The 24,078-nt window shown below is 56.5% G+C and carries 13 protein-coding genes; 9 read left to right on the forward strand and 4 right to left on the reverse strand.

The annotated features are described in order from the left end of the window. Window positions 1–19: 19 nt before the first annotated feature. The 8 genes from M504_RS04095 to M504_RS04130 are packed head-to-tail and all read left to right on the forward strand — an operon-like array spanning window position 20 to window position 14,010. The gene (locus tag M504_RS04095) at window positions 20–4,225 is read left to right on the forward strand and encodes a BACON domain-containing protein (RefSeq protein WP_047488303.1); all 4,206 of its coding nucleotides are present in this window, start codon (window positions 20–22) and stop codon (window positions 4,223–4,225) included. Between the two features lie 14 nt (window positions 4,226–4,239). Next, entirely contained in the window at window positions 4,240–6,153 is a 1,914-nt protein-coding gene (locus tag M504_RS04100) for a DUF2079 domain-containing protein (protein ID WP_047488306.1), read from the forward strand. After that, the gene (locus M504_RS04105) at window positions 6,150–7,673 is read left to right on the forward strand and encodes a lipopolysaccharide biosynthesis protein (RefSeq protein ID WP_047488309.1); all 1,524 of its coding nucleotides are present in this window, start codon (window positions 6,150–6,152) and stop codon (window positions 7,671–7,673) included. The genes M504_RS04100 and M504_RS04105 overlap by 4 nt, the downstream gene beginning before the upstream one ends. Continuing rightward, complete coding sequence (locus M504_RS04110; protein ID WP_047488311.1) at window positions 7,670–9,076, forward strand: O-antigen ligase; 1,407 nt, start codon at window positions 7,670–7,672, stop codon at window positions 9,074–9,076. The genes M504_RS04105 and M504_RS04110 overlap by 4 nt, the downstream gene beginning before the upstream one ends. Then, on the forward strand, window positions 9,073–10,215 hold the full coding sequence (locus M504_RS04115; RefSeq protein WP_047488315.1) for a glycosyltransferase: 1,143 nt from the start codon (window positions 9,073–9,075) through the stop codon (window positions 10,213–10,215). Before M504_RS04110 ends, M504_RS04115 begins: the two co-directional genes overlap by 4 nt. Beyond that, complete coding sequence (locus M504_RS04120; protein ID WP_084214077.1) at window positions 10,196–11,383, forward strand: glycosyltransferase family 2 protein; 1,188 nt, start codon at window positions 10,196–10,198, stop codon at window positions 11,381–11,383. The genes M504_RS04115 and M504_RS04120 overlap by 20 nt, the downstream gene beginning before the upstream one ends. A gap of 7 nt (window positions 11,384–11,390) precedes the next feature. Further along, window positions 11,391–12,452: a polysaccharide deacetylase family protein gene (locus M504_RS04125; protein WP_198137517.1), complete on the forward strand. Its 1,062-nt coding sequence runs from the start codon at window positions 11,391–11,393 to the stop codon at window positions 12,450–12,452. Then, entirely contained in the window at window positions 12,394–14,010 is a 1,617-nt protein-coding gene (locus M504_RS04130) for a right-handed parallel beta-helix repeat-containing protein (RefSeq protein ID WP_198137518.1), read from the forward strand. Before M504_RS04125 ends, M504_RS04130 begins: the two co-directional genes overlap by 59 nt. Here the strand turns inward: M504_RS04130 and M504_RS21070 are convergent. Beyond that, a complete protein-coding gene (locus M504_RS21070; protein ID WP_052200346.1) occupies window positions 14,007–15,266 on the reverse strand; it encodes a glycosyltransferase family 4 protein in 1,260 nt (419 codons plus the stop codon). The genes M504_RS04130 and M504_RS21070 overlap by 4 nt on opposite strands. Continuing rightward, window positions 15,259–15,621: a serine O-acetyltransferase gene (locus M504_RS22460; RefSeq protein ID WP_232296150.1), complete on the reverse strand. Its 363-nt coding sequence runs from the start codon at window positions 15,619–15,621 to the stop codon at window positions 15,259–15,261. Before M504_RS22460 ends, M504_RS21070 begins: the two co-directional genes overlap by 8 nt. Window positions 15,622–16,165: 544 nt before the next feature. Between M504_RS22460 and M504_RS04145 the strand changes: the two genes are divergently transcribed. Beyond that, window positions 16,166–21,445 (forward strand): Ig domain-containing protein, encoded by a 5,280-nt coding sequence (locus M504_RS04145; protein ID WP_052200348.1) that lies wholly within the window; start codon window positions 16,166–16,168, stop codon window positions 21,443–21,445. Between the two features lie 43 nt (window positions 21,446–21,488). Here M504_RS04145 and M504_RS04150 read toward each other — a convergent pair whose 3' ends face one another. Both M504_RS04150 and M504_RS04155 read right to left on the reverse strand, forming a co-directional pair. Further along, complete coding sequence (locus tag M504_RS04150; RefSeq protein WP_047488323.1) at window positions 21,489–22,829, reverse strand: sugar transferase; 1,341 nt, start codon at window positions 22,827–22,829, stop codon at window positions 21,489–21,491. A gap of 9 nt (window positions 22,830–22,838) precedes the next feature. Continuing rightward, entirely contained in the window at window positions 22,839–23,987 is a 1,149-nt protein-coding gene (locus M504_RS04155) for a DegT/DnrJ/EryC1/StrS aminotransferase family protein (RefSeq protein ID WP_052200351.1), read from the reverse strand. Window positions 23,988–24,078 lie beyond the last annotated feature (91 nt).

Consider the following 24,078-nt stretch of genomic DNA (forward strand, 5'->3'; position numbering starts at 1 on the left):
TTCTTGCAAGGAAACCTATATGAACCTTCACAGAAGTCTTCGTAATCTCTACTTAGTGCTTCTCAGCAGTCTTTTGCTGACGGGCATCTTTCTTCTACCTCCGTCTGCATTGGCCCAAAGCCAGGATCTAACCGTTGTTGTTCTGGTGAATTCCTCGAACACAACCGGATACAACACCAACACCACTACTCCCGGTACTTATCAGATGGGTCCGGAGAGATACCTCGTCCACCTTCAGGTGCCGTATAAGGTCGTTGACGTCAGCACGACGGCTGCAATCGACCTCTCGGCCTCGCAGCTCATCATCGCTGGTCACAACGGACTGAACCCCAGCGTTGCATGGCAGAACGCAATCGTTGCTGCTGTGGCAAACGGTACGGGCTTCATGAACCTGGATAGCGACACCGGCATCGGCACCCAGACCCATATTCAGACCCTGTTTCACGCTACCGGTGCAACGCTGGGTCAAGCTCAGACCAGCATCACCATTCCCGCGGCAGTGCAGGTGGGGGGAGCTCAGGCCCACTACATCGCTGCACTGCAACGGCATTGGCTGAATGATGATCCTGGCGACATCACCTACAACTATCACGGCAACGGCGTGACCACGATCGCGTCCAACGCGACGCTCCTGACTGGTGCAACTGGAACCGTTGTTGCGGAACTCGGAACGGATCCGCTGATCCTCACATCGACTTACGGCCGCGGCAGAATCGTAGACTTTACGACCTACGACTACATGCATGCCGACCGTTTCGGATTTGTGCAGGGCATCGATGATTTGTTCTGGCGCAGCGTCGTTTGGGCGGCTCGTAAGCCCTTCGTGCTGCGTGGCTATCCTCGCATCGCTGCAATTCAGATGGATGACAACGAAGTTGGCGTCATGTCCCGCATTCCCGATATGTGGAACACGAGCCTGACAGGCACGGTCGCTTCGGATGGCACGGGCGGCCCATGGATGCCCCAGCTCAATCTGCAGGTTAGCTCCGTCGCAACTGGAGACACCGACCGTGCGCCGATGATCACCGCCATCAACGCAAACAACCTCCATGCATCGATCCACGGCTTGGATTATGGCTCCGGTGGCGACATGTACTGGAACCTGACCGTTCCAACCACAGACGCACAGTGGCAAGCAAACGTGGCATCTGCTCTCAGCTGGAAGGCTGGTTCGGGTGGAACAGATACCTTCCCGAAGCTGAGCCGCTCCATGGTTGCTCACTACTGGGATATCTCGGATAACACAGGCTATGAAATGTACAACAGCCTGAACATCCGTTACATCACCTCTCCGCAAGCTGCAGGGACATATTACTTTGACTATCCGAAGACGGTAGCGGGACGAACCCCACTCGGACCATTCCGGATATATGAGCAACCTCCCGTATATCCGGTCGATTACGACGAGACATTTCCTTTCTTCTACGCCGATGACGTCGTAGTTCACAGCGTTGCTGGAAAACCTGCACAGACCTTTTTCGGTTTTGCCACACAGGTTGGACAAATGGCAGGACGCTTCACGCGCCCAGACGCACTGTGGCCGAGCTCGACCAACGGTTATACCGTGGCTCAGAGCTTGAATCAATGGGAGTACTACATGTGGCATTTCTGGTCGGGCATGGAGCCTGTTCAGATCTACACACATGACGGCAACAACCTTGATCAATCAACGGTCGCTGATCGTCAGAGCTTCATCTCGCAGCTCTCCACCTGGTTCAAGACCAACAAGGGCACCCACCAGTTCATGGACGGCATGGGTGACTACCTCCGTGCACGTAACCACTCCCTGCTGAAGAGCGGTACGGTTACACCTTCCACCGTCAGCCTGACCTTCACTGGAGCCGCTACGGATGCAGACGGAAACCTCATCGCCACGAAGAGCTACATCTTCTACGGCGACGATGAAGGAACGCTGCTTTCCGTTCCCGGATTCAGCAATGGCGGCACGTATACCTTCACCAATCAGGCACCGCCGACGATGCAGGTATCGCCGGAATCGCTGAGCTTCTCGACAAGCGTCGGAACCTCTCCTGCTTCGAAGACGGTCACCGTAACAAACCTGGGTTCGGGAACCTACACCTGGACCGCAACCAGCAACGCATCGTGGCTCACCACCACACCGACCAGCGGCTCATCGGGCGCGACTGTAACGGTTAAGGTGAGCAGCAACAGCCTGGCAGCGGGCACGTATACCGGCACCATCACCGTCAGCTCCACGACAGCCGCTTACAGCCCCTACACCGTAACCGTAACGCTGACGGTCATCCCGACCAACGCCTCGCTGGTAGGAAGCCCAGCTTCGCTCGCCTTCACGCAGCAGGTTGGTACTACAACCGCATCAGCAGCACAGACCGTCTCCATCACCAACCCAAGCACCACGAATGTGAATTGGACTGCCACCTCGAGCGCGTCATGGTTGACCGTGACACCTGCAAGCGGTGGTACGCCTGGAACGGTCAGCGCTTCCGTCAAGGCTGGTTCGCTCACGGCGGGCAGCTACAGCGGCACGATCACCATCAAGTCGACGTCGCCAGCACTGACCCTCCTGATCCCGGTCACATTCACGGTCACGGCTGCTCCGGTCACCATCTCCACCTCTAACCTGAACTCGTGGACGATCTCGCCCCTCGGCGGTCTCACCAACTGGTCCAGCACTGGTTCCGCTCTGAAATATAACGGAGCCGGCGTGGCGCCCATCTATGCGGGCAGCGCAGCCTGGACTGACTACGACCTGTCGGTCAACATGACGATGCCGGTCTCAAACTATCCTGGTGGTTTCCGCGCTCGCGTAAACCCAGTCGACGGATCGGGCTATGCACTCTGGTTCTATCCTTCCGACCACACAGTCAACCTGTACAAGGTAGTGAACTGGAACATCTCGAACGGCTACACGCTGATCGGCACCTACAACTCGTTGGTCTTCGATGCAAATGCACATACCTATCTACTCTCGATGAAGGGCAGCAACCTGACCGTATCGCGAGATGGTGTGCAGCTGTTCACCGCAACCGACTCCACCTATACTTCCGGCCTCGTAGCACTGGATCCTTCCAACCAGGTTGTCTCTTACAACTCGGTGGTTGTCTCCAATGCAAGCAGCCTGGCAGCAACCCTGGCAGCATCGCCCACATCGTTGACCTTCAGCGCCGTACCGGGTGCAACCGCAACGGCACAGAGTGTCAACCTCACGTCCACGTCCAGCCTGTCATGGACCGCGTCAACCAACGCGGCATGGCTGACCGCGGCGCCGGTGTCCGGAACCGCTACACCGGCCACAGTTTCAGTCACTGCCAGCGCTGCAACCCTGAGCGCGGGCACCTACACGGGAACCCTGACACTGACACCATCGAGTGGCAGCCCAGTACAAATTCCCGTAACGCTGACGGTCTCGGCTTCACCGAGCGCAGTCATCAATGCTGTCCCCTCTTCTCTCTATCTCTTTAGTCCCGTTGGATCGTCGCCCACTGCCGCAACTGTATCCGTTCAAAACTCGGGTACCGGAGCGCTGCCGTGGACTGCTACCAGCAATGTTTCCTGGCTCACGCCCTCACCCTCTTCTTCATCTGCTGCTGGAACGTTGACCCTGACGCCATCCACAGCGGCTCTGGCAGTGGGAACGGTCATGGGCAACGTTACCCTGAGCTCAACGAATGCCACTACTCCTGTCACCGTTCCTGTGACACTCAACATTGGCAATCTATTGTTCCAGGATCAGTTCGCTTCTGGTTCGTCGCAGTGGACAGCGTCGCCGCTCGGCATGGCTTCAAACTGGAGCGTGTCGAACGGAGCCTTCAACTACAACGGCAACGGCCACACGCAGCAATATGCGGGTAGCCAGACCTGGACGGATTACACAGTATCGGCAGACGTCAAACTCACCAATACCTCAAACTATCCGGGCGGTCTCCGCGGTCGTGTAAACCTCACGACTGGCGCATCCTACGCTGTTTGGCTCTATCCGGGTGACAACACGATCAAGCTCCTGCGCTCCACGGCATGGGCAATCGACTCCGACGGTCTGGCTCTTGTGGGACAATCCCCCACCATGTTGCTCGACACAAACAAGCACACCATTCGCCTGCAATTCGTTGGCAATCAGATCCGGGTGTACTACGACAACACTCTGATCATTTCGGCAACGGACGGCACCTTGACTTCGGGTGGTATCGCACTCGATGTCTCCTCGCAGCCCATCTCCTTCAGCAATGTAGTTGTTCAACAGTAAGGGTCCCTAGAACAATGTCGACCTCGACTATCGCGACAGATTACATCCAAGCTGAAACGAACCAGTTCCCGAAGCGACCGGCAATCACATTGCCGGTCGCCCTGGGCGCCGCTTCACTCAGCATCTGGATCTGGCTGGCTTTTCTTCGCCCCATGCACACCCTTGGTGCGTTGCTAACTGCAATCGTTTTCGCTGTGGCATTCACACTGCTCGCGTATAGTCCTTCTCTCTCCCTGGTCTTTCGTAAGACAACATCTCCAGCACTGCAGCGCGAACTCGCGCGCTGTGCAGCAGTCTTTGTTTTCCTTCTCTTCTTTGTTCCGGAATACGCAGCCAGAGTTCGCCCGCCCTTTGTGCGTTCGGCAATATTGCTCGCGATCTTTATCGGTCTGTGGGCCGCGCTCTTCCGCGACAGTCTTAAGGAAGCCGACTCGCAGGACGAGGAAACACCTCGCAACACAAGCTGGCCCATTCTTGAAGCAGCCGTGCTGCTGGCCGGTCTCACCTATTTCGCAGTCAAGAAGTACTTGGTGTTCGGATACGTTGGCCAGGACCTCGCTTACTTCGGCCAGATCATGCACACCACACTGCACGGACACCTCTTCTGGGGCTCCCTGCTGCAGGACGTGCTCTATTCGCACCCTGTCACAACGGATTTCGCTGGGCATAACTCGCCCATCATGTTCCTGTTCCTACCGTTCTACGCAATCTTCCAGAGCCCGATCACTCTGTTGGTCCTTCGCAACATCACAATGGTCGCGTGTGCCTATCCCGTGTTCCGCATTGCGAAGTTGTCATCCACGGATCGGGCGGCCCGCATCTGGGCAGTGGCCTTCCTGCTCGTGCCGGTGATCTTTTATCAGTCCGTCTTTGACTTCTATCCCCTAAGCTTCGTCGCACTGCCCGTGCTGTTCACGATCCTTTACTACCTCGAAGGCAAGTTCCGTCCCTTCACGATTGCATTCTTCTTCACCCTGGCGGTGCGAGAAGATCTGGCGCTCTTCGCCGTGTGCCTCGCCGTCGTTGCGCTGGTTCAGCGTAAGTCGATGCGCTGGATTGCATTGCCGCTGATCGCAGGCCTCGTATGGGGTGTTCTCTCCTATAAGGTTGTGCTCCCACACGCATTGAACGGAGCATCATTCGTCACCGACGCATGCTTCAGCCACCTGGGCGCAACCCCCACAGAGATGCTCACCCACGTGTGCAGCAGCCCGCAGACGACCGTTCTGACACGCAATAACATCGTCTATCTCAAACAGCTTCTGACGCCCACCGGACTCCTTCTTCCGTTCGGCAGTTCGCTCGTCATCGCATCATTCCCCTTCCTGGCCATCAACCTTCTCGCTGGCGCAGGTAAGTGCATCACGACTGTTATCTATGCTCAATACTCGGTAGTACCCGCTACGGTACTGTTCATCGCTGCGCTTCTCTTCTCCACCAACAGCAAGAGCAAGTTGGCAAGCCTCTCGCGGCTTCGCCTCAGCAGCTCGCGCGTAGCTCCGCTGATCACGCTAGCACTGACCGTCGCTACGCTCGCCTTTGCTACTGGAAAGGCACAGTTCGACGAAATCTCTAAACAGCCATGGGACGCAGAGGCACACAAGGTCGCAGCAATGATTCCTTCGGATGCATCGCTCGCCGCTCCGCGCTATATGCTTCCCGCAGTTGCTAATCGCGATTGCCTATATCAGACACATCGGCTGTATCAGTACCACCACCCGGTCTATGAGTACCTGGTACTCGATAAGGACTGGGCACATATCAACGCAGCCGCTGAATACGAAACTGCCTATCGCCAACTGTTGGCAACGGCTCCGGTCGACCCGCGCTTCCAGGTGATCTATGAGTCGCCCAACTATCTGGTGTTGCGTGACCCGGCGATGCACGGTGTCGGTTGCTTCCCGAACGCCAACGGGGGACAGCAATGAGTCGTAAGCCAGACTTCATCCGAGACATCGGAAATTATCTTGTGGGTCGAGGATCGTTAATCCTCCTTGGATTCGTTACGTTTCCATTGCTCACAAGAGTTCTTCCAGTCGAACAATACGGCATTCTGTCACTAACATTCCGACTGGTGCTGTTGCTTGTCGTCCTATCGAAGTGTGGCCTCCAGTATTCCGCAGCGCGTTTTTACGACGCATCAAAGTCGGACGTTGCAGGACAGCGCAGATTCTACTCGACACTGCTCATTGGACCGACTATCACATCGCTGCTCTTCTCCGCGATTTACATGGCCGTACTCTTTAGCAGCTCGGAGCTGCGTAGAGACATCCAGCTCTTTCACTGCCTCCTGCTCGCTCCAGTCGCAGTCGTACTTCGCACGCTGCAGTCGATGCTTCTCAGCTTCCTGCGCAACGAAGGCAGAAGCCGTCTTCACACCATCGTTGAAGTTATGACAAAGGTCACAACGATGGTCGGCCTCATCGCGCTCGCTTTGGCAGGCCAACATCGCGCATTCCCTGTGGTACTCGCAACCATGACGGCTGAAGCCATCGTAGTTGCAGTTCAACTGGGCGACGTGCTCCGCCGGGGCCTGATTCACCCCACCGCCATCGATTGGGATCTCATCCGTACCAGCCTGAAGTTCGGCATGCCTCTCATCGCATACGAACTCTCCAGCCTCGTTCTGGACTCAGCAGATCGCATCATCGTCCAGCGTTATATGGGCGATCATTCGCTGGGCCTGTACTCCGCGGCTTATAGCATCTCGGGATATCTGCAGGATGTCGTCATGACTCCTCTGAACCTGGCGCTCTTCCCTATCTATATGCGCCTCTGGAACGAAGAGGGTAAAGAAGCGACATCACGCTTCCTCTCCATGTCGCTCTCATGGTTCGTGGTGATCGCGCTCTTCATCACCGGGCTATCAACGCTCTGCGCAGGCGACGCCCTTGTCTTCCTCGCGTCCACTCGCTTCGCCGGTGCGGAAGGACTGCTCAAGGTACTCGTGCCTGCGCTGATGGTCTATGCGCTGCACATCTTCTTCAACGTAGGTCTGGTGTTGCAGAAGCGCACCACCCTGCTTGCAATCATTGTCGTCGTCGCCGCCGCCGTAAACATCGCAGCCAACTTCGCCTGGATTCCTCGCTACGGATTGATGGGAGCGGCAGCCGCTACGTTCCTCAGCTACGCGGTCATGGTCGGAACACTGATCGTCGTGAACCGAGACATTCTGCCTCTGCATGTGAATCCGGCACTTGCCATCAGTGGAGTCGTAGCACTTCTGTGCGCGTACCCACTGCCAACTTTCATCCATTCGCAGTTGCTCATCGCGCAGCTACTGGGCCGTGCGGCAGCGTATAGCGCAATCTTTGCCGGATGCTTTTTCATCATGTCTTCGGACTTCCGCAAGGCCGTTAAAAAGGTCATTGCAAAGCTGCCCATTGGCACAATCTCACCGTTGCGTGTTCCTTCGACCGCAGCGACAGGCGAAGGAGGTGCGGAATGATTTTGGAGTCGACCTCGCCCGGCGCGCTCACAAGCATACGCGCAATCGCAATGTACTCCGCTGTTGTTGCGGGTGCACTCGCTACAATCCTGTGGAAGTCCGAGTTCGGGATTTATCTGCTTTCGGTGCTGCTGCCGTTGCAGACGACGCGTTATCACCTGCACGCGTTCCCTCTCGGATCGAACATCGTAGACATCTTAATCATCTGCACTTTGCTTGGCAGTGTCCTTCGTCCGCAAGCGCCCTTGATAAAACGAACTTCTGTTCTCGCCTTCCTTGGATTGATGTGCGGGTTCTACTATCTATCCTTATGGCGCGGCGCCTTCTATTTGGGCGGAGGATTCCCCATCTGGTTTAACGACGTGCGTCTTGTGGATTACAAGAACTTCATCGTAATGCCGATGCTCGTAGTCGCTGTCACCAGAACCATCCGCACACGCAAGCAAATCGCCATCATCATTGCACTCTGCTGCGTAACAGCACTCGCCGTAGATTTCAGTTATCTGAAGGGCGCAGCCGGACGTGACTTTTCGCACTACGCCGAAGAGACGCGCGATGCCGGTCCCCTAGGATATGCAGGTGAGAACGGACTAGCCTCATATCTCGTAGAGGCAACGGCGTTTCTGCTACCGCTGCTCGCGCTCAAAGGCAAGACACTGGTACGCGCTGGCATTATCCTCGTGGTCGCCGCAAATACTACCTGCATTCTGTTCTCTTACTCGCGCGAAGCCTACCTCGCTTTGGCGTTAGTCCTCTGTTTCCTGGCAGTCGTCAAGATTCGATGGCTTTTCATACCGATTCTTCTGCTCGTTGTCTCCTGGCAAGCCATCCTGCCGCTCGCAGTGCAGGAGCGCATTGCCATGACCTATACCAAGCCAGACGCGGGACAAGACGCAGCATTGGACGCATCCGCACAGGAGCGCGTAATGCTCTGGACAGACGCGATCAATATGTTCAAGGCCAATCCAGTTGTAGGCACCGGGTTCCTGACCTACGCATTGATGGGCCGCGTCGGCTCTTATAAAGACACGCATAACTTCTATCTCAAAATGCTGGTAGAAACGGGACTGGCCGGGCTCCTGCTCTTCCTCGTGCAGCTGCTCCTGTTCGCTCGGACCGGGCTGCAACTATTCAGCCGCGCAAGAGATTCCTTTCTCTCGTTGGTGGGCCTAGGCTTTGCATGCCTGATATTGACGGCTGCCATCGTCAATTTCTTTGGCGACCGGTGGATGTTCATTCAGGTTGATTCCAACCTTTGGATCCTTCTCGGGTGCACACTGTGTGGCATTTCAATTGCTAGTGTGAAGGCGCCGGTAGTCACGGAACAAGTGAAGCAAAAGGCGAAGAAGCGCCATTCCTGGCATACGCCAAATCCGCCACTGGTCCATGGAGATGCAGTATGAAACCCGTATCCACACAATCGCGATCGGTGATGTTCATCATTGATCAGCTCACGGAACTGGGCGGTGCCGAGCGCATGATGTTCGCTCTGGCACGCTCCCTTCCCGAGCGTGGATACAAGGTCACCGTGGTCACGCTGCGGGACAATCCCAGCCCCGAAGCTTACAAACTCTTCGACGAGATCGTGGTGCTGCCCACGCGCTCCTGCCTCTCATTACAGGGCCTGAAAACCCTCGGCAAGCTGCGCGATTTGCTCCGCGAGCGCAACGTATGCCTTGTACAGACGTACTTCGAGAGCGCCGATCTCTTTGGTGCCATCGCGAGTCGCCTCGCCGGCGTAACCACCATCTGTTCCAGCCGCCGAGATATGGGAATTCTGCGGACGGCAAAGCACAACCTGCTCTATCGGCTGCTGACCCCGCTCTACAGCCATGTTTTTGCAGTTTCAGAAAAAGTGGCACGCTGGCACCGTGAACAGGACGGCATTACCGCGAAGAAGGTGTCCATCGTGCACAACGGTGTCGCACTCGAGCGCTACGAGCTGTCTGCACACACGTCAGAGTTGCGGATTGCCCACGCATTTCCGGAAGATGCACTTCTTGTCACAACTGTTGCAAACATTAATCCATGGAAGGGCGTCGACGTCTTCATCAAGGCGGCTGCAATTGTCCATCGCCAGAATCCCAAGGCCATGTTTGCCGTTGCGGGCGACTGGACGGATCAGGAACATCTGCAGCAGTTGCGTGACATGGTCCGCGAATCAAACCTGGATGATTGCGTCCGCTTCCTAGGCCGCGTAGAAGACATCCCCGGCTTACTTCACGACTCCCACGTATTCGCGCTGCTTTCCCGTTCGGAAGGATTTCCAAACGTCGTGATTGAAGCGATGGCGGCCCGACTTCCAGTTGTGGCGACGGATGTGGGTGGAACCTCAGAGGCGGTTGTCGACGGAGTAACAGGTTACCTGGTTCCCAACGAAGACCACCAGGCCGCCGCAGACCACATCATCGCGCTACTGAATGACCGCACACACAGGGCATACATGGGAAACACCGCCCGCGAGCTTGTAGAGAAACGATTCTCGATTCAGGCAATGGTTTCGCAACATGTGGAGGTGTACGATGCCCTTCTCGCTACTTAGTGTGTCGGAAATATCGCCTTGGTCCATTGCCTTCTGGATATGTGTAACTGCCATCGGTTACGCCTACATTGGTTATCCAACGCTGCTTTGGATCGTGACACGCTTCAAGAAACACCGCGCCGTACCTCCATCCACCGCACCCACATTGACGCTCCTTATCTGCGCGCATAACGAGGCTGCCAATATTGGAAGAAAACTTCTCCAATGCCTCGAATTGAACTATCCGAAGGACAAGCTTCAGATCCTCGTCGCTTCTGACGGATCGACAGATGAGACCGAAGACATCGTCCGCTTCTTCGCTCCGGAAGGCGTAGAGCTCATCGTCGTGCCACAACAAGCTGGTAAGACGAATGCGCAAAACGTGGCCGTGCGAAGTGCAAGAGGAGAAATTATCGTCTTCTCTGACGCCACGACCGAGTACCACCCAGACGCATTGCAATACATAGCGGGATCACTTGCCGATCCGAATGTTGGTGCCGTTTCAGGTAGATATACCTACTTTGACCTCAACAGCTCATCCGTGGGCGAAGGTTCGCGTGCTTACGCCGGATATGACAATCGCATCCGTGAAATGCAGTCCGCCGCAGGAAGCCTTACCGGATGCTGCGGATGCATCTATGCAGTGCGCAGAAACCTGTATACGCCACTTGAGCCCGGCATCATCAGCGACCTCGTAGAACCAATGCATGTGTTGCTGCAGGGTGCCAAGGTGAAGTTTGAGCCACGGGCCCTGGCACGCGAAGATGTGGGACACAATGCGGGCAAAGAATTTTCCATGCGCGTCCGAGTCGTTGCGCGTGCTCTGACAGGCCTTTCAAGCGTGCGACAGTTGCTCGCTCCCTGGAAGCACCCGTGGATTGCGCTACAGCTTCTCTCTCACAAACTGCTGCGATACGCCGTTCCACTCTTCTTGGTAGGCATGCTCGCATCATCATGGATGCTGCGAGCATCCATGGCCTACGGCATTCTTCTCGCGCTCCAACTTGCGTTCTACGGCACGGCCGCCTTGGCAGCAGCCATCCCCGCATTGCAAAAGAAGAAGGCATTTTCATTGCCGATGTACTTCTGCGTGATGAATGCTGCAGCCCTCTGGGGAGCTGTAAAGTTCATGCGCGGACAACGCTACGCCGTGTGGAAGCCACAACGCGAAACATCGCACGCAGGTTGATATGGGAATGAGCTCACGTCAAACACTGCGGCACGCTTTTCTCAAATCGCTGAGCAAATCCGGCAGTTTGAAGTCTGCGCGTAAGAAGGTAGGCGCGTCAGGAGCCACGCTCGTATTGATGTTGCATCGTGTCATGCCGGACGATGCAATGGAATCCTGTCGCTCGCCCCGCGGCATGGTCATCCGCGAGAGTGCATTCCGCAGCCTGCTCACCTATCTCAGCGAACATGCAGTCTGCGTGAAGCCTGGCGACATCGATCGACCGGAAGCATCGGACACACGTCCGCGGGTAATGATCACCTTCGATGACGGATGGTTCGACAACCTCGCCATCGCCGCTCCTCTTCTGGCCCAGTTTGGAATGTCCGCCTGCTTTTTTGCTGTGACTAACTATGCTGGCCGCACGCAGCCTTTCTGGCCCGAAAAAGCCTTGGGATTCATTCGTGCCCTCCATGATTCGAAGAACCAAATCTCATTGCAGGACCTGTTCTCACACCTTGTCGATGCTGACGGCACTCCTTTACCCGCCGGTCCTGTTCGAGAAGAGGAACTCCTTACCTGGTTAAAGCAGTTTGAACCTGAGACGATTCGTGCAGCCATCGATGATGCTGAAAGAAGTCTCGCCATGAACACTCGCCAACCAGACCCTCTGGAGCGGCTTATGACCTGGGACGAGATGCGTACCTTGACACGCGCGGGTCATACGATCGGATCGCACACTGCAACACATGCTTTACTCACGCAGTTGACGTCCGATGAAGTCGCTTCGGAACTTACCACTTCTTCCACCGCGCTTCAGCAGCATATGATTCCGGAACACACTGAGCGGCACTGGATTGCGTATCCAAACGGCTTCACAGATAACCGTGTCCGAGAATTAACGGCCAAATGCGGATACCACTACGGATTTACGACAGTGTCCGGACTATGGCGCAAGGAAAATGAGCCATTGGCAATTCCCCGGGTCAACGTGTGGGACGGATCTGTCTTGTCGCCAGAAGGAACATTCGATGAAAGCTATCTGGAATACGCGCTATTTCTACGGCCACTATTGGCGGGTTCGTTGTAGAGCACTGGCTCTTTTATTGCCACTTCTCTGCTTCGCCACAACACGAGCAGGCGCAGAGCAGGTGCCGCCGCACATCTCCTATAGCGACCTGACCAGCGCGCCCGCCACAGGCGGCGAGTCAGATCAAGGCGCATTCATCACGCTCTATGGAAGCGGCTTCGGCGACAAGCGCGGAGCAGGCTACATCACCATTGGTGGAGAGCGCGCATTCGCTTATCCCATCTGGTCTGAGCGCACGCTCACCTTCCAATTGTCGAGCCGCTCTCAGTCCGGCCCCGTCGTTGTTCACACAGACAGGGGCGCATCGAACGAACTTCACATTTCGGTCCGAGCAGGACACATCCATTTCTATCCAGAAAGAAAGGGTGAAACACTTCGGTCTGCAGTCGACAAGCTCCATGCGGGAGACATTCTTTATCTCCGCGATGGCGTCTCCGTAAATGCACTTGATCGTTACGAATCGTCATGGAACATCATGAGCAGTGGCCGCAAAGACAGCCCCATTGCGATCGTTGCTTACCCTGGTGCCAACGTAACAATCGGTTCAGTCGATGGCCCACACATCGCAGCCAGAACTCCGAATGTCGAGAGAACCTCTGATCACTGGGTAATCGCAGGTTTACATTTCGTTGGCAACCAAGAGGCGATGGACATTACCGACTCCAAGGACTGGCGGGTTGTGGGTAACGACTTCACCTGCCCGCGTGGATTCGGCCCAACAGGCTGCGTCGAAATGTCGCAGGTCTCTGACGTTGCATTTCTAGGGAACAATGTCCATGACGTAGGCTTGCCAAGAACAACGAAGGTGTATCACGGCGTCTATTTCAGCACTGACAGCAATCACATCGACGTCGGATGGAACACAATCGCAAACGTGCGCGGATGCCGCGGCCTGCAATTTCATTCCACACCGACCGATCCCGGCACCGGACTTAATCAGTACGACATACACATTCATGACAACGTGATTCACGACACCGCTTGCGACGGCATCAACCTCGCAACGATCAATCCCTCTGCCGGCCCCGTTGAGGTATTCAACAATCTTCTCTACAACACCGGCCAGGGTCCTGATCCTCAGGATGGCAGCGCAAACTACGCTTGCATTTATATACAAGGTGGCTCGAACGCCGGCCCCACAAGCAGTGGAGTTGTCGATGTCTACAACAACACCATGTTTCGTTGCGGAGGAAGACGCAACACAGATTCCGGCGCCATCGCTTTAGCCGGCGGATCGACGAGACAGGCTATCAGGCTACGAAATAACATCATCGTTCTCGACGGCAGTGTCCCGCTTTTCTCTCCCAACAGCAGACCAGTGCCGTTTCAAGCACAAGCAAATCTGGTCTGGTGGCTGCAGCCAGGAAAGGATGCACGATCGCATCTTCCGGAAGGTTTTCAGCTTGTGAATCCTATGCTGCGCAATCCCGCCAGCGGAGATTTTCGTCTCTCAGACGCTAGCCCGGCGCTGCATCGAGGCGTCCCCACTGCATTGAACTGGACATTGGATGGACGTGCGCGAACTTCCAAAATCCCCGATAGCATCGGAGCCTTTTAAGAGGCTACCTGCGACCTATCGCTCTGCTGCAGGAGCTGCAGCAGTATCTTCTCGAAGCCGGCGCGTCCCTTTTCAACATCGAAACGCGACGCCCATTCCAGTCCATGCACGTGGAATCGGTTTCGCAATTCGTCGTCAGACATTAGAAGCGCAATCGCGTCTGCAATTTGAGAGACCGATTCACCATCGACAAGCAGTCCATTGCGACCATGATCGATCGCATCACCTGTGCCTCCAGCTACGCCACCAATAACAGGCAGGCCACAAGCCGCAGCTTCAAGAAAGACCACCCCAAAGCCTTCCGTATCTCCGTTCAGATTGCGATTGGGTTGCAGGAAAACGTCAGCGGCTTCATAGCATCCCGGCAGATCTTCGTCAGAGACGAAACCTAGAAACTCCACCACATCTTCAAGCTGCAGCTCGCTGATCAGACGTTGAAGTGCTCCCAACTCCGATCCCTTACCCGCAATCACATAGCGCCAATCACTTTGCAAATCGCCGCTCTGTTTTAACCGAGCAAGCGCTCGCAAGGCCTGATCAATTCCCTTTCTGGGTTCAAGCCTCGCTACCGTCAGCAACACCTTCTTGTCGTTCCATCCATAACGGCTGCGAATTTCTTCTCGCCGTCCGGATACATAGAAACGATCATGGTCGATAAAGTTCGGCAATACAGTCACGCGATCGGAGATACGCGCAATCAGGTCTGCCGTGTAGCGACTCACAGCGATATTCATATCGGCATCGCGCAAACTACGCCTTTGATAGGCACGCATGATCGGTTGCAGAAACGCAGGAGCCACCTGCATTGTGAGTTCTTCACCATGAACATAGTTCACCAGAAGTGAACGGGACGGATTTGCCGGCATCAGCCAACCGGCAGAGTAAGTACCTCCGCAGACGATGACGGACGGTGAGTACTTTCTGCAGAGCGCCTTCCACTGCCTTCTGCCTCGCACAAAAAACCGTGCCAGCGACGGTAGCAACAGACATGCCTTCGCAAGAGGCGAACGCGCGTTCTGCGGCAGATGAAACTCAAACGCATCCATCCGCTCCACCGAAAAGCCGAGGGTCTCCACAGCCATGCCATCCCAGGCGTGTGCCGTCTCAGGATCCACCTTCCAGTTGTCTGCAACCACGACAATGCGGAAGCCCTTGAACTGTCGCAGCAACCCCAGGTAAATCTGAACCACGCCGCCGTGATACCCCGGAGCAAAGTATGGCGCGACAAAGAGCAGGAGCGGACGTTCGTCAGGCATCGATCAGGCACTCTTCCTTAATTTGTGCGTCGGATGGCGGACGTCGCTTCACGATCTCGGCGGGCACCCCCATGACCGTGGCTCCCGCGGGAACGTCACGGGTCACAAGCGAATTGGCAGCGATCCGTGCGCCGTCACCGATCACGATAGGACCGATGAGTACAGCGCCCGTTCCCACGTATACGTTATTTCCCAGCCGCGGCACCCCACGCGAGCCGACGCCTCGGGTACCCAGGGTCACGTGGTGCGCCAGATCGCAGTTGCTACCAATCACGACATCCGGGTGGAGAGTAATACCTCCACAATGCGCTATCAGCAACCCCGGCCCAATCTGTGCCTGTACATTCAGGCGCATCTGTAGGAACGCCTCAATGAAGCTTGAGCCGAGTACGTGAATCACCTTCAGTGGCAACCAAAGGACCCGGGCCTTTCGAGGCGCATAAATCCATCTCCCTAGTCGATACCAGAGAAGGCACCATACCGCCGGATTGAGAGCCATTCGGCGTCCGGATTCGCCAGAAGCTTTATACCTGGCGCAATCTGTCTGAAAATCTGAGATCAAATATGTCCCCCAACCAACTCATTGCACGTAGGCCGCCATCCTAAACAACCGCATCGCCAAGGAATTTTTTCCTCCCCGGATAGAAATAAATTCCTTATTTCGCGTGAGTTGTACGCGAAATCAACAACTTAGAGAGCCTGGAAGAAAAGGCTCCGAAATTGCAATTTGTTGCACACGATCATATCGATCCAAGATGTCCCGGTCTCGCTTTGCCGCGAGTCAAGAGTCATTTCGCGTTTGAAAAGACGGAGTCAGCAATATGCACGTTCGCAGTACCTCCAACCATTTTTTGCAGCTCGTTTTGGTTAGGCCAGTCGCAAAAGTAGCTCTTCTGGCCATGTTTTTTGCTTCATTTGGGTTGGTGAGTGGATGCGGATCAGGGTATGGCGTAGTCGCCACCGCTTCGAGCACCTCCGTCACAATGAACGCCGGCCAAACGGTTCAGATTCCGCAAGCCACCACACATTCGTCCAAGTGGACGCTGAGCGGTATCGGGTGCAATGGGGCGAACTGCGGAACTATCGAGCCAAGCCTTAACTCCATCACCTATACCGCTCCCGCGACGGTTCAGTCGCAGATCCACGTGACAGCGGCGACGGATGACACTACAGGCAAGTTTGAGGCAACCGTCAACCCTGCGCTCAAAGTCAATGCATCGCTTAAGAATGCCACCGTCAACACTGCGTACACAGCAACCGTATCGACCAGCGGTGGATCGAGCCCAACACATATGGCGCTTTCATCGGGCGCCCTTCCCGCCGGTATGCAGTTCAATGCATCGAGCGGTCTGATCTCTGGAACACCAACCACTGCGGGCGACTATCCTGTGACCTTCCAGGCGACCGATGCCAGTGTCGCCGGCACAGCCACGACGGTCCAGACCACCGTTCGAGTACTCGCCAGTTCGCAAACTTCCTCTGTCAATATCACGACGTCGTCGCTCGATGTGGGCATCGTCAACCTCGCTTATAGCGCGGTATTGACTGCCAATGGTGGGACGACTCCATATACCTGGACCATCGCCTCCGGTTCTTTGCCTGCGGGGATCGCGCTTAGCGGCGACGGAGTGATAAGCGGAACGCCCACCGCCGCTGGCACCGCCAACTTTACGGCACAGATCACCGATAGCGCCGGCTCAAGCAGTTCCGTACCTCTAACACTTCTCATCCTCGATAGCGGTGCTCCTTCTACGCCACTGACAATCAGCGCACCTGGTGCGGGCACTGTGGGGACCGCTTACACCGGAACTATCGGCGTGTCAGGCGGTACAGCTCCGTATAACTGTTCCGTTGCTGGCGGACTCCTCCCGGACGGTCTTGTTCTGAATGGATGCGTCCTCACGGGTATGCCTACCACTGCAGGCAGCTATCCATTTGACGTCACCGCGACGGACGCTGCTTCTCCCTCGAATTCGTTTACCGCAACCATCGTTGTCAACATCGTCGATGCAGCCACAGAGCTTACGATCGGGCCTCCAGCATCCGCTACGGCCGGTGTCCCCTACAACTCCTCCATCTCAGTCAGCGGAGGCAAAGGTCCATATACCTGCTCGCTGATCAACGGGTCACTGCCGGCAGGCATCACTCAAAACAACTGCGCTCTGACAGGAACGCCTTCGGCACCGGGTACCTTCCCGATTCGAGTCAACGCTACTGACTCCAGCAATCCTGCGAACACCGCGACGGCAACGTTTTCCCTGGTCGTCGGCGGCACCGCGGGACCACTAACTCTCGCATCACCTCCGGCAGCAACCGTTGGTGCGACCTACAACGCAGCCATCGGCATTACCGGTGGAACCGCGCCTTATACCTGTTCAATCACCAGCGGAACATTGCCCAACGGACTAAGCCTAAACGGCTGCGCCCTCAGAGGCATCCCCACAACGGAGGGCAGCTATCCTCTTGGGGTCAAGGTATCGGACTCTTCCGGCACGACCACAACTGGAAGCATCGTGGTTACAGTTGATTCCGCTGCAGCCTCGCTGGTGATCTCTTCCCCGGCCGCGGGAACGGTTGGAATGGCCTACAGTGGCACCATCGGTGTGAGCGGTGGCACTGCGCCTTACACATGCTCGCTCATTGGCGGAGCTCTGCCAGCGGGCATCGCGCAGAACAACTGTGCTCTGAGGGGAACCCCCACGACATCGGGCAACTTCTCCTTCGCAGTCAGAGCCACCGACTCCAGCAGTCCTGCAAATACCCGTACCGGGACGCTCTACATGGCGGTGAACGCCGCCCCGCAACTCAACATCTCATCACCCGCGGCAGCAACTGTCGGAAAGGCTTATAGCGGCGCAATCGGTGTCACCGGCGGCACTGCACCCTATAGCTGCTCGATCGCCAGCGGTACACTTCCTGCCGGGCTCGCTCTAAATGGATGCACCCTGACCGGAACACCAACAAGAGCGGGAAGCTATTCGCTCGGAATCAGGGCTTCGGACTCTTCCTCGACGCCCATCTCCACAACAGGAAACGTCGTCGTTACAGTCAGCGCCGCCCCGGTCACATTGGTATTGACCTCTCCTGCACCAGGAACGGTTGGGGTGTCCTACAGCAGCACCATCGGCGTAAGTGGTGGCACCGCGCCTTACACGTGCGCGCTCATTGGCGGAGCTCTTCCAGCAGGCATCACGCAGAATAACTGCTCTCTGACAGGAACTCCCACGGCATCGGGTACCTTCTCGTTCGCAGTCAGGGCAACGGATTCCGCCAACCCCGCGAACACCAGGACAGGGACTCTGTCGTTCGTAGTGAACGCCGCAGCGGGTCAGCTCAACCTCACAGCACCAGCGGCCGCAACCGTTGGTACGTCGTACGGCGGAAGAATCGACGTCACCGGTGGTACGGCACCGTACAGATGTTCACTCGTGAGCGGTACAGTTCCTGCAGGGCTCGCCCTCAATGGATGCTACCTCTCGGGTACACCCACAACGGCAGGAAGCTATTCGCTTGGGATCAAGGCAACAGACTCCTCCGCCACGCCCATTTCCACGACCAGCACCATCTTGGTCCAGGTTAATGCCGCACCCGTCACGTTGACTCTGACTGCTCCTGCCGCAGCAACACAGGGCACTACCTACAGCGGCATCATCGGCGTAAGCGGTGGCACTGCGCCTTACACGTGCACGATCACCGGCGGCAATCTGCCTGCAGGAATCACACAGAACAACTGCGCTCTGACTGGAACTCCTTCGGCATCCGGCACCTTCTCAATCACAGTTAATGCGAAGGATTCCAGTGCCACTCCGAATAGCAGGACATCAACGCTTTCCTTCGTGGTAAATCCTGCGGCTGGTCAACTCACGCTTACATCACCTCCCACAGCCACCGTTGGCTCCACATACACCGGAACCATCGGCGTTAGCGGCGGCACTGCACCCTATACGTGCTCGCTGGCCAGCGGCACACTTCCTGCAGGCCTCACGATGAACGGCTGCGCCCTGGCAGGTACACCCACAACATCAGGACGCTACTCACTGTCGATCAGGGCATCAGACTCCTCCGCAACGCCAATCTCGACAACAGGCAACATCGTGGTCCGAGTCAATGCAGCTGTCGCACTGACCTTGACCTCTCCTGCGGCAGGAACGGTAGGCACCACGTACAGCGGCACAATCGGCGTACGTGGCGGCACCGCGCCTTACACCTGCTCGCTCACCAGCGGCACAGTTCCTGGCCTCACCCTGAGCGGATGCGCTCTCATGGGAACTCCGACAACAGCAGGAACCTACACACTGGGAATTGGTGTATCAGACTCTTCCTCAACTCCCGTCTCTACGTCTGGAAACATCACGGTAACCATCAACGCCGCGCCGACAGTTACGCTCACACTCTTTGCTCCCCCGGCGGCCACAGTTGGAACGGCCTACACCGGAACAATCAGCGTAAGCGGAGGCACCGCGCCGTACACCTGCTCGCTTGCCAGCGGCTCGGCTCCCGCTGGATTGACACTGAACAATTGCACTCTCACTGGCACTCCGACAACTGCTGGATCGTTCACTCTTTCCATCAAAGCGTCCGATTCCAGTTCCCCAGCCAACACCACAACAGCGAATGTCACTGCCGTTGTGAATTCAGCCCCCTCAAACACTCCCTCGGGAGCACCGCACATTAATTACACCGATCTCAACGTTGGCAGCGGTACAGGCGGCGACAACGGAAACGGCGTATACGTTCGAATCTTCGGCGCCAACTTCGGTTCCAGCCAGGGATCCAGCAACGTCACAATCGGCAACGGTTCTATCGTTACCAATTGCGCGCTGTGCTCGTGGAGTGACACGCAGATCATCGCTCAACTCGGTTCGTCCGCAACCACAGGACAAGTCGTCGCAACAGTCAACGGTCTGCAATCCAACGGAGTGCCCTTCACCGTTACGCCGACGACAATCCTCTTCGTCTCTCCAAATGGTTCTGACTCCAACAGCGGTTCGTTTACATCGCCGTTCAAGACCTGGCGTGCGGCGTTCAATTCCGCAACTTCGAACGATTCCAGGTCGCCATCGCAGAACACCGTGATCTACCTGGAACCCGGAACCGACGTCACCTTCGACGACGGCCGTGGATACAAGGCAGCAATCTCCACGGACAGAGGCGGTTCATCCGCTACCAGCCAGCTTTCCATCGTGGGTTATCCCGGCGGCACCGTGACCGTGGGTAGCTCTTCCATCACCAATGGCGTGCACGGATGGGCTAACTTCGTCACCATCGCAAACCTCAACATCGTCGGACAGGTTTCGGCAATCGATGCTGAGGCGGGCGACGTCCGCATCATCAACAACAGCATCTCCTGCCCGGCTCCTCCGTCTGGCGTAGGTGGCACAGCCTGCGTCCTGGGTGAAACCACCGATCCCACCGAGACATGGGTATTCCAGGGCAACAACGTGCACGACACGGGCGGTAACGTCGACAAGACCTACCACGCTGTCTACTTCTCCAGCAACGTGAACCACGCAGATGTGGGTTGGAACAATGTCGGTCAGAACTTCAAGGGTTACTGCCGCGGCATCATGTTCCACGCAACACTCGGCAACAACGAGTATGACCTTCACGTCCACGACAACATCGTCACCAACTCTTACTGCGACGGCATTGCGTTGGCTTCGGTGAATCCTTCTCTGGGTACCGTCGAGGTCTACAACAACGTCGTATCGAATGCTGCGCTCGCATCGAACCCCTACGGTGTCGCGAATGAAGCAGGCATCGCTATCAATACGGATCCTGCCGGCGGCGGCAGCAGCGGCAACGTCGAGGTCTACAACAACACCGTCGTGAACGCTGGCGCATATACCCTTGGCAACCAGAATGGCTGCTTCGGAGTTGTTCTGAGTGGTGCTGGTATGCACCTCACAAACAACATCTGCTCTCAGCCGTCATCCTCGCAGCCCTACATTGAGAAAGGATCGACCAACGTCAGTGGTAGCAACAACCTCTGGTATGGTGCCGGTGCCGCTCCCTCGTGGGACTCCGCTCCCATCACGTTGAATCCCTTGTTGTCGGCGATCTACTCCTTGCTGGGCTTGTCACCCGCAAGCGGCGCCGGAACAACGTCGATCATGTCACCGTTCGACATCCTCGGAAATGCACGCGGCTCGCGGCCTTCCGTGGGTGCATATCAATAGCGATCTTGGAGTCGCTGGGGCGACGAAGTTTGTCGCCCCTTTTTTAGATAGCCCCTCTTCCTACCAAAACTACCTTTACCGTCTCAAGCACGATGGCAAAGTCCAGCCAGATAGAAAGATGTTTTACATAGAAGAGGTCGTACTCCACTTTGCGCCGCGACTCTTCAATGTTTGATCCGTAGTGATACCGAACCTGCGCCCATCCAGTCAGTCCCGGCAATACGGAATGACGATGCTGATAGAACGGGATATGGTCTTCCAGGATCGAGCACAGATGAGGCTGCTCAGGCCGAGGCCCAATCAGGCTCATCTCACCCTTCAGAACATTCAGTAGCTGCGGCAGTTCGTCGATACGATACTTCCGCAGATGACGTCCCAGCGTCGTGATGCGGTTTGTCTCTTCACCGGCCCAGCCAGTTTGCTCTCCCGTTTTCACAGGCGCCATGCTTCGGAACTTCAGAATGCTGAACGGACGGCCAAAGAGTCCGATCCTCTGCTGCCGGAAGAAAATGGGACCGTCGTTTCTCAAACGAATGAGAAGCGCCGTAACAAGCATCACAGGCGACGCCAGCAGCAGCAACGAACCGGCCAGCGCCACATCCAGGAACCGTTTCGTCAGTCGCTTGGTCGCACGATTTACAAAGTGTTCGCTGAAGATACAGTCCTGCGCACGCAGTTGATCCACACGCACACGCCCTGTCGCCCGCTCGAAGAACGTTTGCGCATCTTCAACGAAATGGCCCGCCATCTTCAGATCAAGAAGAAGCGACAAGTTGGCATCCGACTGCGCCTGCGCGTTTGCTACGATGACGCGATCGAAATGTTCCGTACCGTTCTTCGTAGTGTCCAACGCGGAACGCAGTTGCGACGGAAGCGTAATACGCGCCACTTCCATATTCCATTCGGGACTGGAAGCGATCACTCCTTGCAGTTCGCCCGCTTCATCACCTGCACCAACAATCAGAACCTGCTCGCGCTTTCGCGGAAGTGCCAGCCGCCTGGACACCAGTGTGACCGCAGCAACAATCCCCGCGAACATTACCGTGCGCGAGAGCACGGGCCTGGCAACAGGAATGAGCAGCGAGACAACAGCAAGCAGCAGGAACAGAACGCCGAAAGCGCGCATCACCTGCACCAGTGTGTCGCGCCCCATGCGAACCACATTGAGGTTATAGAGCTCGTGGTAGTACAGAATCATCTGGCACAAAAGCCCGGCAGCCATCAGCCGCAATAGGCCAAGCACAAGACTGCCAGGAGAGCGATTGGGCTCTACTGCCACCAAAGGCAAAACGAACAGCAGCGGTGCCACGATTACCAGCACCACAAAATCAAACGTGAGAAGAAGGGCGGCCCTCGGTGGGAGGGCCTTTCCGCTTATCTTCATGGTCGTCTCCTAAACGAGTTCCGCAACCACCGGCGTAGCCTCTGGCTTCAGAGTGCTGACTGCCTGCTTGAGTGCGTTCACAACGCGATCAACCTCGTCGTCGCGCAGTTCCGGATAGATCGGCAGCGAAAGAACTTCGCGAGCGGCGCGTTCTGCCTCCGGCAACGATCCTTCTTCATAGCCAAGCTCCGCGTACATCGGCTGACGGTGCAGCGGAATCGGATAGTGAACAGCCGATTCAATGCCCTGCTCCTTCAGGAACTGCTGCACTGCATCACGCTGCTGGACGCGAATCGTGTACTGATGGAAAACATGGGTGCGGCCAGGAGCGGCCTGCGGCAGAACAATCTCTTCCACATCCACAAGACCTTCGCTGTAGCGTGCAGCACGGTCGGCACGCTTAGCGTTCCATGTATCCAGATGAGGCAGCTTCACGCGCAGCAGCGCGGCCTGCAGCTCATCCAGGCGGCTGTTCCATCCCAGAAATTCGCTGCGATACTTCTTGGCGCTGCCGTGTGCACGAGCCATGCGAAGGTACTGAGCCTTTTCCGCATCGCCCGTAACAATCATGCCACCATCGCCATACGCGCCAAGGTTCTTGCTCGGGAAGAACGAGATGCAGCCATAATCGCCGAACGAGCAGACCGGATCACCTTCATAACGCGCGCCCAAAGCCTGAGCCGTGTCACCCAGAAGAGCCAGGCCGTGCTTCGTGGCAAATGCGCTGATTGCAGTGATGTCCGCTGCCTGACCATACAGATGAACAGCGACCACCGCTTTGGTTGCCGGCGTCACCAGCGACTCCAGCTGCTCGGGGTTCATCGTGTAGGTGATCGGGTCAATGTCGGCAAACACCGGGGTAGCACCCAACAGGCCTACCGTGTCCGAAGTAGCAACGAAGGTAAACGCCGGAACAATGACCTCATCGCCAGGGCCAACGCCTGCAGCTTTGAGCGAAAGCAGAAGCGCATCGGTTCCCGACGCAACGCCCACTGCATAGCCCACATTGCAGTACTCGGCCATTTCCTTTTCCAGAGCAGCGACCTCCGGACCAAGAATGAAGTGCTGATTCTGCAGCACACTCTCCATCGCCACTCCGATTTGATCGCGCAGTGAAGCGTACTGCCTCTGCAAATTCAGCATCCGTACCGGTTCCATTCTTGTCCCCCATTTCGCAGGTGTAGACCACCTTGCCCCATGCTGTTGCACGTCGGCGGCCAGATCAGGAATCGCGCGGATGGGCGGGTTT

The sequence above is a fragment of the Terriglobus sp. TAA 43 genome, assembly GCF_000800015.1.
Taxonomy (GTDB): Bacteria; Acidobacteriota; Terriglobia; order Terriglobales; family Acidobacteriaceae; genus Terriglobus.

What these genes read in the sequence shown, in the direction of transcription:
- M504_RS04125 (WP_198137517.1), top strand. Translation starts at nt 11,391, where the DNA reads ATGAGCTCACGTCAAACACTGCGGCACGCTTTTCTCAAATCGCTGAGC.
- M504_RS22460 (WP_232296150.1), bottom strand. Translation starts at nt 15,621, where the DNA reads ATGCGCCTGAATGTACAGGCACAGATTGGGCCGGGGTTGCTGATAGCG.
- M504_RS04150 (WP_047488323.1), bottom strand. Translation starts at nt 22,829, where the DNA reads ATGAAGATAAGCGGAAAGGCCCTCCCACCGAGGGCCGCCCTTCTTCTC.
- M504_RS21070 (WP_052200346.1), bottom strand. Translation starts at nt 15,266, where the DNA reads ATGCCTGACGAACGTCCGCTCCTGCTCTTTGTCGCGCCATACTTTGCT.
- M504_RS04115 (WP_047488315.1), top strand. Translation starts at nt 9,073, where the DNA reads ATGAAACCCGTATCCACACAATCGCGATCGGTGATGTTCATCATTGAT.
- M504_RS04100 (WP_047488306.1), top strand. Translation starts at nt 4,240, where the DNA reads ATGTCGACCTCGACTATCGCGACAGATTACATCCAAGCTGAAACGAAC.
- M504_RS04130 (WP_198137518.1), top strand. Translation starts at nt 12,394, where the DNA reads ATGAAAGCTATCTGGAATACGCGCTATTTCTACGGCCACTATTGGCGG.
- M504_RS04105 (WP_047488309.1), top strand. Translation starts at nt 6,150, where the DNA reads ATGAGTCGTAAGCCAGACTTCATCCGAGACATCGGAAATTATCTTGTG.
- M504_RS04155 (WP_052200351.1), bottom strand. Translation starts at nt 23,987, where the DNA reads ATGGAACCGGTACGGATGCTGAATTTGCAGAGGCAGTACGCTTCACTG.
- M504_RS04110 (WP_047488311.1), top strand. Translation starts at nt 7,670, where the DNA reads ATGATTTTGGAGTCGACCTCGCCCGGCGCGCTCACAAGCATACGCGCA.
- M504_RS04145 (WP_052200348.1), top strand. Translation starts at nt 16,166, where the DNA reads ATGTTTTTTGCTTCATTTGGGTTGGTGAGTGGATGCGGATCAGGGTAT.
- M504_RS04095 (WP_047488303.1), top strand. Translation starts at nt 20, where the DNA reads ATGAACCTTCACAGAAGTCTTCGTAATCTCTACTTAGTGCTTCTCAGC.
- M504_RS04120 (WP_084214077.1), top strand. Translation starts at nt 10,196, where the DNA reads ATGCCCTTCTCGCTACTTAGTGTGTCGGAAATATCGCCTTGGTCCATT.